This window comes from Burkholderia latens, assembly GCF_902499045.1.
GTDB classification, from domain to species: domain Bacteria; phylum Pseudomonadota; class Gammaproteobacteria; order Burkholderiales; family Burkholderiaceae; genus Burkholderia; species Burkholderia latens.
Genome location: NZ_CABVPL010000002.1, coordinates 284,889 through 295,833, shown reverse-complemented (window position 1 = coordinate 295,833; position 10,945 = coordinate 284,889). Strand labels below are relative to the sequence as shown.

The following is a 10,945-nucleotide window of genomic DNA, read 5'->3' as shown; positions in this document are numbered from 1 at the left end:
GAGCCGTTCTCCGCGCTCGACGTGCTGACGGCCGAAACGCTGCGTACCGACCTGCTGGACCTGTGGACGCAAGGCCGGATGCCGATCAAGTCGGTGCTGATCGTCACGCACAACATCGAGGAAGCGGTGTTCATGTGCGACCGGATTCTGGTGCTGTCGTCGAACCCGGGCCGCGTGATCGCCGAGATCAAGGTGCCGTTCAAGCATCCGCGCAATCGTCTCGATCCGGCGTTCCGCAAGCTGGTGGACGACATCTACGCGAAGATGACCGCGCGCCAGATCGGCGAGACGACGAAGAAGGGGCTGGAGCTCGGCAGCTGGCTGCCGCAGGTGTCGACCAACCTGATGGCCGGCCTGATCGAGACGCTTGCGATGGCGCCGTACCATGGCCGCGCGGACATGCCGGAAATCGCACGCACGCTGCATCTGGAAGTGGACGACCTGTTCCCGATCGCGGAAGTGCTGCAGTATCTCGGCTTTGCGGACGTGCGCGAAGGCGACGTGTTCCTGACGCCGCCGGGCCGCGTGTTCGCCGAATTCGGCACGCAGGAACGCAAGCTGATGTTCGCGGACCACCTGCTGAAGCACGTGCCGCTCGCCGCGCGGATCAAGAAGGTGCTGAACGAACGTCCGGGCCATCGCGCGCCGCGCGTGCGGTTCGAGCAGGAGCTGGAGGATTTCCTGTCGGACGGCGCGGCCGAGGAAACGCTCGACGCGGTGATCGACTGGGGGCGGTACGGCGAAGTGTTCTCGTATAACGACAAGACGGAAGTGTTCAGTCTCGAGGATGTCGAGAGTTGAGCTCCCGTCAATGCGAGAGGGCAGCCCGGCTTTGATCTGAACTGGCGCCGGACATCGGTGTCACGAACGGTTGCTTCGTGCGATGCGCCTGAGCGGATCCGCTCAGGCGCATGCCATTGATTTTGATGGAAAGAGATTGCTCGGTTTTTTCCATGACGGTCCACGGTTGGAGCGCTATGTTCCTGATGGATGGACTGGGGAGTTTGTCGACTTCGCAAATACTTTGCCCGAGGAAGTCTTCCCGGTGGCCGAGAAGTTCTGGATCGTTGAAGGTCGAGATCTGCTGCATGAACTCAACGAGCGCGGACGAGCACTGCGGTCGGACTAGCATGCCGGTGGCGGCCAGCCGCTCCACTTGAACGCGAGCGGCAGCAGCAGAGCGACCGCGAAGAGCGTCATCAATCGTGCAACATTACGGTCACGGAAGAGGCGAACCAGGAGCAGGATGGGAAGACGGTCGGTGGCGTCGAGCGCTGGCGTGCCGGCAAAATTCGCAACGCCCGAACACGGACCCAACCCTCACTCCGGCAAATCCCACTGATTCGCCTCCCGCTCGCTGCCACCTGTACTCAACCCTTCGATCTTCTCCATCCTCTGCCGCGCCAGCTCGGGCAACCGGTTCGTCACGCCGATCACGAGCGCTTCCGCCAGCGCGAGCGCGGGCACGTTCGTCTGCAGCATCGCGAACGGCCGCCCCTGGATCCGCAGCACGATCTCCGCGAACGCGCTGATCGGCGAGCGCCATTCGTCGGTGATCAGCAGCACGCGCGCGCCGAGCTGGTGCGCGGCCTGCGCGAACCGGAGGCTGTCCTTCTGATAGCGGCGAAAATCGAAAATGACGAGCACGTCGCCCGCACCCATATCGGCCAGCGACACCGATGCGAGATTCACGTTCGGCTCGACGTACTGCACGTGCGGGCGCGCATACGCGAGCGTGAACGAAAACAGCGACGCGAGCGGCGCCGTATAGCGGCCGCCGCCGCACAACACGCGGATATCCGGATCGGCCAGCAACGCCACCGCATCGTCGAACGCCGCGGCGTCGAGCCCGTCGATCGTCGTCGCGAGCGCTTGCGAGAGCCGCTGAAAGATCGCCGCATGGCTGTCGCGCATGCCGGATTCCGAGTGGAACGCGTCCATCCGCGCGAGCGGCGAATTCATCGCGGTGTCGATCTCGTCGTACAGCGCCTGCTGGAACGACGAGTAGTTCGGAAAGCCGATCCGCACGACGAAGCGAAACACGGTCGGGTCGCTCACTTCGGCCTGCTTCGCGAAGCTCGCGATCGGCCCGAGCCCGAGGCTCGGATAGCGATCCAGCAGCGCATGCGCGACCTTCTGTTCCGATGGCGTGAAGCTATCCATCTGCGATAGCAGCAACGCCCTGATGCTTGTCCCCATCGGGCACCCCGACTTTCTCTTGGCTGAACGACAAACGGCAGACGTGCGTCTGCCGGCGACTCCACGCATGTTAGCCCATCGGCCCCGCCCGATACGCACGCGATCGCAGATTAGAGGGACGCATCGCGTCGCGTCCCGGTCGTTCATATGTGTAATAAAACGAACATTCTCCGACCCAGGCAAGCACCGTGCTTCGCGCGAAAATTACGTAATAACCCTAGGTTTTGACAGAAAAAAGCCGATGCTATGATCGCGGCCTCGCCGGAATGTATCGTTCATTACATCCGGATCACCCGCGCCAGGCAGCCCCCGGGCCGGTCGCGCATCCCGGCTTGGCCGGTCAATCGTGTGGAGGATTCCGTCATGAGACGGCTCGTCGTGCTCACCTTGTTGTCGGCCATCAGCGCATGCGCGCTCGCCGCTTCGGAACCCGCGGTGGAAGCGAAGAACGGCATGGTCGTGTCGTCGCAGCATTTCGCGTCGCAGATCGGCGTCGGCATCCTGAAGGCGGGCGGCAACGCGGTGGACGCCGCCGTGGCGGTCGGCTACGCGCAGGCGGTGACCAATCCGTGCTGCGGCAACATCGGCGGCGGCGGCTTCATGACGCTGCATCTGGCCGACGGCCGCGATCGCTTCATCAACTTCCGCGAGACGGCGCCGGCGGCAGCATCGGCGAACATGTATCTCGATGCGAAGGGCGACGTGATTCCGGGCGACAGCCTGTACGGCTATCGCGCGGTCGGCGTGCCGGGCACGGTCGCGGGCCTCGACCTCGCGCAGCGCAAGTACGGCAAGCTGACGCGCAGGCAGGTGATGGAACCGGCGATCCGGCTCGCGCGCGACGGCTTCGTGCTCACGCGCGGCGATACGGACATCCTCGACACGACGATCGAGCGTTTCAGGAAAGATCCGGAGGCCGCGCGCATCTTCCTGCGTCCGGACGGCACGCCGCTGCAGCCGGGCGATCGCCTGGTGCAGAAGGATCTGGCGCGCACGCTCGAGCGTATCGCGGAGCAGGGCCCGGACGCGTTCTATCACGGCGAGATCCCGAAGATCGTCGAAGCGGCGTCGAAGCGCGGCGGCGGAGTGATCACGGCAGCGGACTTCGCGTCGTATCGCGCGCAGGACGTCGCACCGCTGACCTGCACGTATCGCGGCTACGAGTTCGTGTCGGCACCGCCGCCGAGTTCGGGCGGCGTGACGATGTGCGAGACGCTGAACGTGCTCGAAGGCTATGACCTGCGCAAGATCGGCTACCAGTCCGCGTCGGTGGTCCATTTCATGACGGAGGCGATGCGTCATGCGTACGAAGACCGCAACACGCTGCTCGGCGACCCGGACTTCATCGACAATCCGGTCGCGAAGCTGACGAGCAAGCAATATGCGGCGGAGATCCGCAAGCAGATCAGCGGCGACATGGCGACGGCATCGGTCGACGTGCAGCCGGGCGTTGGCGTGCACGAGAAGCCGGAGACGACGCACTATTCGGTGATCGACCGCGACGGCAACGCGGTGTCGACGACCTACACGGTCAACGGCCGCTTCGGCGCCGTGGTGATCGCGCCGGGCACGGGCTTCTTCCTGAACGACGAGATGGACGACTTCACCGTGAAGGTCGGCGCGCAGAACCTGTTCGGCCTCGTGCAAGGCACGCGCAACTCGATCGCGCCGGGCAAGCGTCCGCTGTCGTCGATGGCGCCGACGATCGTGAAGAAGGACGGCAAGGTGTTCATGGTGGTCGGCTCGCCGGGCGGCTCGCGGATCATCACGATCACGCTGCAGACCGTGCTGAACGTGATCGACTACGGGATGACGCCGCAGGATGCGGTCGGTGCACCGCGCGTCCATCATCAATGGCTGCCGGACGAGGTCTATTACGAGACCCGCGGCCTGTCGCCGGACACGCTCGCGATCCTGCGCAACATGGGCTACAAGATGGTCGAGCAGACGCCGTGGGGCGCCGCGGAACTGATCCTGGTCGGCCTGCCCGGCACGGAAGCGGCGAGCCGTCAGAGTTCCGGCAACGATTCGTCGGTGTCAGGCAACGTGCGGGCCGGCTACATCTACGGCGTCAACGATCCGCGCCGTCCGGCCGGTTCGGCGATCGGGTACTGACCTGATCGCGGTCACGCGAACACCGGCACGGCGAACAGCACGTCCGGTCGCGGACTTCCTCGGTATCGAGCGTGGCAGGCGCCCGGCATGCCGGGTCGGACCTGTCCGCGGCGCGCATCGTGGCACGGCACCGGCGCGCGCCTTGTTCTCCCACTCCCGTACCGTGCGTCGAGCTCCGTTATGAACAAACGAATGTCTGCGGCAGTCTGGATCCTGCTGGCGATGGCGGCCGGCATCTTCATCGGCTACATGATCTACACGCAGTTTCCGGACAAGCAGTCGGCAACCGAGATCGCCGGCTACATCTCCCTCGTGTCCGACGTGTTCCTGCGGCTGATCAAGATGGTGATCGGGCCGCTCGTGTTCTCGACGCTGGTGGTCGGCATCGCGCACATGGGCGACGCATCGTCGGTCGGGCGCGTGTTCGTGAAGGCGTTCGGCTGGTTCGTCACCGCGTCGCTGGTGTCGCTGCTGCTCGGGCTGCTGATGGCGAACCTGCTGCACCCCGGCGAGAACCTCGGCCTGCCGCTGCCGGACATCGGCGCATCGGCGAATCTCGCGACGTCGAAGTTCACGCTGAAGGATTTCGTCAGTCACATGGTGCCGAAGTCGATCGCCGAGGCGATGGCGAACAACGAGATCCTGCAGATCGTCGTGTTCTCGATGTTCTTCGGCGTCGCGCTCGCGGCGCTCGGCGAGCGCGGCAAGATCCTCGTCGCCGCGATCGATCAACTCGCACACGTGATGCTGAAGATCACCGGCTACGTGATGAAGCTCGCGCCGCTCGCGGTGCTCGCGGCGATGGCGTCGACCGTCGCGATCAACGGGCTGTCGATCCTGCTGAAGTTCGCGGTGTTCATGGGCGATTTCTACGTGAGCCTGTTCCTGCTGTGGACCACGCTCGTGGTGGCCGGCCTGCTGTTCCTCGGCCGTCGCGTGTTCAAGCTGCTGGCGCTGATCAAGGAAGCGTTCATGCTGTCGTTCGCGACGGCCAGCTCCGAAGCCGCGTACCCGAAGATCCTCGACGCGCTCGACCGGTTCGGCGTGAAGCGCAAGATCTCGAGCTTCGTGATGCCGATGGGCTATTCGTTCAACCTGGACGGCTCGATGATGTACTGCACGTTCGCGTCGCTGTTCATCGCGCAGGCGTACAACATCCACCTGTCGCTCGGCACGCAGATCACGATGCTGCTGGTGCTGATGCTGACGTCGAAGGGGATGGCCGGCGTGCCGCGCGCATCGCTCGTCGTGATCGCGGCGACGCTGCACCAGTTCAACATTCCGGAGGCCGGGCTGCTGCTGATTCTCGGCGTCGACACGTTCCTCGACATGGGCCGCTCGGCCACGAACGCGGTCGGCAATTCGATTGCGAGCGCGGTCGTCGCGAAGTGGGAAGGCGAGCTGATGTCGGAGTCCGAGGCGCGAGCGCACGCCGCGCATCTCGACGCGGAACTGGAGCGCCAGAGCAGCGATCCGGCGTACGGCGCCGGCCGCGCGACGTCCGTTTAAGCCGCAGCGTCGTCGTCGATGCACGCCGCGAGCACCATCGCGGCAGCGTTGCCCGGCGCCGAGCCGAGCAGTTGCGGCGCATAGACGCTGTCGCCGGGCGCGATCGGCTGCCCCGACAGCGCGCAGACGCCGCGCTTGCGCGTCGTGAACAATCGCCACTTCTGATAGCCGTAGTGGCCGGTGCACGCGTCGCACCACGAAATCATCACGGTGTCGGCGGTCGGCCGCTCGAGCACGCTGATCGTCGGTCGGCTCGTCGCGTCCCACGACGGCAGGCGGTCGCGCGTGATGCTGCGTCGTCGCGGGGCCGTCCATGCAACGGACGGCATGTCGAAGCTGCCGATCGCGGCGACGGTCCTGAGCCAGGCTACTGCGCTGTTGCTCATCTCTGCTTTCCTCGAAACGTTACGCGATGCCGCGACACGCGGCATCACGACAGGCGGATGCGCGGCTGCACGCAGCCGTTGATCCGTTCGGCGATCCACAGCAATGTCGCCTTGGAAAATCCATGCAGCGCCTGCTGGTGGCGCCGGTACAGCATCAGGTGGCTGAGTTGCGCGAAGCGCCCCTGGATGAAGCCGCCGCGGAAGAACCCGAATTGCCCGAGCGTGCCGAAAGCGTCGTAGTCGCTGATCGACACGAGCGCGCCGAAGTCGTGGAACGCGAACGGCGGCAGCGGCTTGCCGTCGAGCCACGCGGGCAGGTGCTTCGCGAGATGCTCGGCCTGCTGCGTCGCGACCTGGGCGGTGGGCGGCAGCGGCCGTTCGTGGCCGTCGGGCTGCAGGCTCGCGCAATCGCCGATCGCGAACACGCGCTCGTCGGCGGCCGCCTGCAACGTGGGCCCGACCAGGATCTGGTTCGCGCGATTCGTGTCGAGCCCGCCCAGCGCCTGCATGAAGTCGGGCGCCTTCACGCCGGCGGCCCACACCATCAGATCCGCTTCGGCAAACGAGCCGTCGCCATAGTGGAAACCGTTCGCATCGGCGCCCGTCACGCGCGTCGACGTCAGCACGCGGAAGCCGATCTGTTCGAGCCTGCGCTGCGCCGACGCGGAAATCTTCGGTGGAAACGCGGCGAGGATGCGCGGGCCGCTTTCGAGCAACGTGAGTTGCAGCCGTTCTCGCACGGTTTCATCGCCGTACGCCTGCGCGATTTCCAGCAGCCGGCTCAGTTCCGCCGCCAGTTCCACGCCCGTCGCACCCGCGCCGACGATCGCGACGCGAAACGGCTCGTCGCGCGCGATGCTGCGAAACACGCGCATCCGCAGCGCTTCATTGAAGGTTTCGGCCTGTTGCTGGCTGTCGATGAAGTAGCAATGCTCGCGCACGCCCGGCACGCCGAAATCGTTCGCCTGGCTGCCGAGCGCGAGGATCAGCACGTCGTATTCGAGTTCGCGTGCGTCGAGCACCAGTTCTCCGTCCTGCGAACGAATCTCGCCGAGCTGTACGCGGCGGCGTGCGCGATCGAGCCCCTTCAACTCGCCGGGCTGATACGTGTAGCCGTGATCGCGCGCATGGGCCAGGAAGATCACCTGCTGTTGCTGCACGTCACGCGTGCCGGCCGCGATCGTGTGCAGCATCGGCTTCCATACGTGGGTCGGGCTGCGGTCGACGACGGTGACGTGTGCGCGCCCGCTGCGGCCGAGGCGCTCGCCGAGGCGGGTCGCAAGCTGCAATCCGGCGATGCCGCCGCCGACGATCACGATGCGAGTAGGGGTTGTCATGAATAAATCATCACGTGATGAATAATGTATGATCCTAGCGCCTGTCGGTTTCGCGTGTCAATGGAGCGGGGCAGACGGTCCGGTTTCGGCGCTGCGGAACCGGAGCCCGCGCAGGGGCATTGGAATCACTCAAAGGGAGCAGGAAAACGTGGCTGAAGTCACTGAGCGCGCGCCGTCGAAGCGGCGTACGCGCGGGCGGCCGCTGGCGGAAGCGTCCGTCGGTCCGGACGTGATATTGCGGGCCGCGCGCCGCACGTTCGCGAAGCGCGGCTACGATGCGACGAGCGTGCGCGAGGTCGCGCGCGAGCTGGGCATCGACGCGGCGCTGATCGCCCATCATTTCGGCACGAAGGAAACGTTGTGGCTGGCCGTCGTCGGGCAGATCGCCGATCTGGCCGAGCCGATGTTCGACGCGTTGCGCGCGCTGCGCACGTCGTCATTGCCGCATCGCGAGCGTGTGCGGCGCGCGATCGAGCTGTGCGTCGATCATGAATTCAGGGAGCCGGACATCGGCATGTTCTTCTCGACCGCGGCGACCGAAGAGGGCGCGCGGCTCGACTGCCTGCAGCAGCGGATCGTGCGCCCGTATCACGACGCGATGTTTCCGCTGCTCGCGGACGCCGTCGAGGCCGGCGAAATCCGCGCCGTCGACCCGAACGTGCTGTTCTTCATGATCGCGAGCGCGGTCGGCACGACGGTGTCATACAGCCATCTGATGCTGGAATACACGTCGCTGCCGAAACGGCCGGATGCGTTCCGGCAGGCCGTGCTCGACGTCGCGCTCAGCATCCTGCATGTGTGAGCGGCGCGCGAGGCGCCTGCTATCGCGTCGCCGGCACGAGCCCCAGCGCGTCGACCGCGCGGCGCGCCGTCTCGCGCAATGCATCGACGAGCGGCGACGGCGTCCGGTATGCGATCGCCAGGTCGTACGCGAGCGGGCTGCCCGCGCCCGTTAGCTCGCGGAACGTGATGCCTTGCGGCTGCATCGGCACGAACAGCCGCGGCATCAGCGCGACGCCGATGCCGCCCGCAACGAGCCCGGCCGTCGTCTGCATCTGGCGCGGCTGCTGGACGACGCGCGGCGCGAATCCGGCCTGCGCGCACGCCGTGACGATCTGCGCATACATGCCCGGCCCGTGATGTGCGGCGAACAATACCCACGGATCGTCCGCCAGGTCCGCCAGCGCGATGCGCCGACGCCGCGCGAGCCGGTGACCGTCGGGCAACGCGGCGACCATCCGGTCGCGCAGCAGCGGTTCGACGTGCACGTCGCCGGCATCGGCCACCGGCAGCACGACGAGGCCGACGTCCGTGCGGTCCTGCCGCAGCGCGACGATCTGCTCGGCGGTCGTGCCTTCCTCCAGCTGGAAATCGACGTCCGGATACCGTTCCTGGAACGCCCGGAGGATCAGCGGCAGCAGCGCGTTGACCGTGCTGTCGACGAACCGCAGCCGTAGCGAGCCGCCCAGCCCGGCGCCCACGCGTCGCGCGACGGTCGCCGCGCGCTCGGCCTGCTCGATCGCGCGCCGCGCTTCGAGCAGGAACGCCTCGCCGGCCGGCGTGAGCGTCGAGCCACGGTTGTTGCGCTCGAACAGCGCGACGCCCAGTTCTTCCTCGAGCTTGCGGATGGCCGCGCTGAGCGGCGGCTGCGCCATGTGCAGGCGCTCGGCGGCGCGCCGGAAGCTCAGCGTTTCCGCGACGGCGATGAATTGCCGGAACTGGCGCAGGTCGATCATTGCGATACCTTTTGCATATCAGAGCGTCATCCAATTCGTATTTTACCTATCGCTGCGCGTTGTCCAGACTGCCAATGTCACCAACCGTCAACATCGGGAAAGGAGGACAGGTCATGACAGACGGCGAACGGCAACGCACGGCGATCGTCACGGGCGGATCGAGCGGAATCGGCTTCGCGATCGCGAGCCGGCTGGTGGAAGAAGGCTATCGCGTGGCGATCGTTGGGCGCGACCGCGAAAGGCTGGACGCGGCGGTCGCGAGCTTAGGCGATGCAGCGATCGGGCAGGCGGCGGACCTGAGCGTGCGCAGCGACGCGACGGCGGCCATTGCCGCGATCGTCGCACGATGGCCGCGCATCGACGTGCTGATCAACAACGCCGGTTCGACACGCCGCGTCGCCGCGGACACCGACGCCGGCGACGCCGAATCGGAATGGGATGCCGTGTTCGCCGCGAATCTGAAAAGCGCGCTCGTCACGACGCTGGCCGTGTTGCCGCACCTGGCCGGGCGTGCCGCGCGGATCGTCAACATCGGGTCGATTGCTGCGCGCGCCGGTAGTCTGCTGCCCGGCGGCCTCGCGTATGCGGCGGCGAAGGCGGCCGTCGAAGGGTTCACCGTCGCGCTCGCGCGCGAGCTGGGGCCGCGCGGCGTCACGGTCAATGCGGTTGCCCCCGGCTACATTGCGGACACGCGCTTCTTCGGCGAGTCAGGCGTCGCACCGGCCATCGCGGCGACGATCCGCGAGCAGACGCCGGTCGGCCGCGCCGGTCATCCGGACGACATTGCCGACGCCGTTGCATGGCTCGCCGGGCCGCGTGCCGGGTTCGTCACCGGCGCGGTCGTCGCGGTAAACGGCGGCTGGCGGGTCGGGTGAACGCGCGCGCGGCGGACATCGATCCGGGCACGCCGGGCGACCTGCTGCGCAGGCGCTCGGATATCGCGGCGGCGGAAGCGCGCCTGCACGCGGCGACCGCGCGGATCGGCGTCGCGACGGCCGACCTGTTTCCGCGCTTCACGCTGTCGGGACTGCTCGGCAGCGCGACGAACAGCTACGGCTTCTTCCGCGCGGGCAGCGACACGAATCTGATCGCGCTCGGCATCGACCGGTCGTTTCTCGACGTCGGCCGCGTACGCGCGCGGATCGCCGCGCGCGACGCGGAAGCGGCCGGCCAGCTCGCGCAGTACCGGCAGACGGTGCTCGGCGCGCTCGAGGAAACCGAGAACGCGCTGCTGCGCGTCGCACGGACCCGCGACGAGACCGCACATCTGGCGCGCGCCGCGGACGACAGCGCACGCGCGGCGCAACTTGCGCAGACACGTTTCTCGGCCGGTGCGATCGACTACTACGAAGTGCTCGATGCGCAGCGGACGCTGCTGCAGGCGCAGGATGCGGCGGCCGACGCGCGGATACGCAGCGCGGCGTCGACGGTCGCGCTGTACAAGGCGCTCGCCGGCGGCTGGCCGCCGGGAACGGCGCAACAAGCGCCGGCTCCGGTTGCGCAATCGGGACTGTAGTGCTCGGGCGCTGCGTGGCGGGCGCGGGGTGCGTCCGCCGTGCGGCGGACTCGCTGTCGCGTGGACGGCGCTCGCGCACCCGTTGCCGGCTCTCGTCGCCGTTGCATCGCTCGCGCCGCTCGCCTCCGCCGATTCCCCGCCTGCAAA

The 10,945-nt window shown here is 67.0% G+C and carries 10 protein-coding genes and 1 pseudogene; 6 read left to right on the top strand and 5 right to left on the bottom strand.

Going from position 1 to position 10,945, the window contains the following annotated elements:
* Positions 1-801 (top strand): ABC transporter ATP-binding protein (locus tag BSE24067_RS02620; protein WP_174904683.1); only part of this gene is annotated, 801 nt, incomplete at its 5' end.
* A 7-nt stretch (positions 802-808) separates the two neighbouring features.
* On the opposite strand, the gene BSE24067_RS02615 is transcribed toward BSE24067_RS02620, so the two are convergent.
* Together BSE24067_RS02615 and BSE24067_RS02610 are read right to left on the bottom strand one after the other, a co-directional pair.
* Positions 809-1,090 carry a hypothetical protein gene (locus tag BSE24067_RS02615; protein WP_151064844.1) on the bottom strand — a complete coding sequence of 94 codons (282 nt, stop codon included), beginning with the start codon at positions 1,088-1,090 and terminating at the stop codon, positions 809-811.
* Positions 1,091-1,320: 230 nt separating this feature from the next.
* Positions 1,321-2,199, bottom strand: coding sequence for a MurR/RpiR family transcriptional regulator (locus BSE24067_RS02610; protein WP_151064845.1), 879 nt, complete (start codon positions 2,197-2,199; stop codon positions 1,321-1,323).
* Positions 2,200-2,562: 363 nt separating this feature from the next.
* On the opposite strand from BSE24067_RS02610, the gene ggt reads away from it, so the two are divergent.
* Both ggt and BSE24067_RS02600 read left to right on the top strand, forming a co-directional pair.
* On the top strand, positions 2,563-4,314 hold the full coding sequence (ggt, locus tag BSE24067_RS02605; protein ID WP_151064846.1) for a gamma-glutamyltransferase: 1,752 nt from the start codon (positions 2,563-2,565) through the stop codon (positions 4,312-4,314).
* Positions 4,315-4,494: 180 nt separating this feature from the next.
* Positions 4,495-5,823, top strand: a complete 1,329-nt coding sequence (locus tag BSE24067_RS02600) for a dicarboxylate/amino acid:cation symporter (RefSeq protein WP_151064847.1) — start codon at positions 4,495-4,497, stop codon at positions 5,821-5,823.
* On the opposite strand, the gene BSE24067_RS02595 is transcribed toward BSE24067_RS02600, so the two are convergent.
* Together BSE24067_RS02595 and BSE24067_RS02590 are read right to left on the bottom strand one after the other, a co-directional pair.
* The gene (locus BSE24067_RS02595) at positions 5,820-6,209 is read right to left on the bottom strand and encodes a DUF3331 domain-containing protein (RefSeq protein ID WP_151064848.1); all 390 of its coding nucleotides are present in this window, start codon (positions 6,207-6,209) and stop codon (positions 5,820-5,822) included. The two genes, BSE24067_RS02600 and BSE24067_RS02595, sit on opposite strands and share 4 nt — an antisense overlap.
* A gap of 44 nt (positions 6,210-6,253) precedes the next feature.
* Complete coding sequence (locus BSE24067_RS02590; RefSeq protein WP_151064849.1) at positions 6,254-7,546, bottom strand: NAD(P)/FAD-dependent oxidoreductase; 1,293 nt, start codon at positions 7,544-7,546, stop codon at positions 6,254-6,256.
* 148 nt (positions 7,547-7,694) lie between these two features.
* Here BSE24067_RS02590 and BSE24067_RS02585 point away from each other — a divergent pair, with 148 nt between their 5' ends.
* Positions 7,695-8,348: a TetR/AcrR family transcriptional regulator gene (locus BSE24067_RS02585; protein ID WP_151064850.1), complete on the top strand. Its 654-nt coding sequence runs from the start codon at positions 7,695-7,697 to the stop codon at positions 8,346-8,348.
* Positions 8,349-8,367: 19 nt separating this feature from the next.
* Here the strand turns inward: BSE24067_RS02585 and BSE24067_RS02580 are convergent, their stop codons facing one another.
* On the bottom strand, positions 8,368-9,282 hold the full coding sequence (locus BSE24067_RS02580) for a LysR family transcriptional regulator (protein ID WP_151064851.1): 915 nt from the start codon (positions 9,280-9,282) through the stop codon (positions 8,368-8,370).
* 113 nt (positions 9,283-9,395) lie between these two features.
* On the opposite strand from BSE24067_RS02580, the gene BSE24067_RS02575 reads away from it, so the two are divergent.
* On the top strand, positions 9,396-10,157 hold the full coding sequence (locus BSE24067_RS02575; protein ID WP_151064852.1) for an SDR family NAD(P)-dependent oxidoreductase: 762 nt from the start codon (positions 9,396-9,398) through the stop codon (positions 10,155-10,157).
* Positions 10,158-10,165: 8 nt separating this feature from the next.
* Positions 10,166-10,798, top strand: a pseudogene (locus tag BSE24067_RS02570) (TolC family protein); the annotation flags it as partial.
* Positions 10,799-10,945: the final 147 nt, after the last annotated feature.

What these genes read in the sequence shown, in the direction of transcription:
- BSE24067_RS02615 (WP_151064844.1), bottom strand. Translation starts at nt 1,090, where the DNA reads ATGCAGCAGATCTCGACCTTCAACGATCCAGAACTTCTCGGCCACCGG.
- BSE24067_RS02610 (WP_151064845.1), bottom strand. Translation starts at nt 2,199, where the DNA reads ATGGGGACAAGCATCAGGGCGTTGCTGCTATCGCAGATGGATAGCTTC.
- ggt (WP_151064846.1), top strand. Translation starts at nt 2,563, where the DNA reads ATGAGACGGCTCGTCGTGCTCACCTTGTTGTCGGCCATCAGCGCATGC.
- BSE24067_RS02600 (WP_151064847.1), top strand. Translation starts at nt 4,495, where the DNA reads ATGAACAAACGAATGTCTGCGGCAGTCTGGATCCTGCTGGCGATGGCG.
- BSE24067_RS02595 (WP_151064848.1), bottom strand. Translation starts at nt 6,209, where the DNA reads ATGAGCAACAGCGCAGTAGCCTGGCTCAGGACCGTCGCCGCGATCGGC.
- BSE24067_RS02590 (WP_151064849.1), bottom strand. Translation starts at nt 7,546, where the DNA reads ATGACAACCCCTACTCGCATCGTGATCGTCGGCGGCGGCATCGCCGGA.
- BSE24067_RS02580 (WP_151064851.1), bottom strand. Translation starts at nt 9,282, where the DNA reads ATGATCGACCTGCGCCAGTTCCGGCAATTCATCGCCGTCGCGGAAACG.
- BSE24067_RS02575 (WP_151064852.1), top strand. Translation starts at nt 9,396, where the DNA reads ATGACAGACGGCGAACGGCAACGCACGGCGATCGTCACGGGCGGATCG.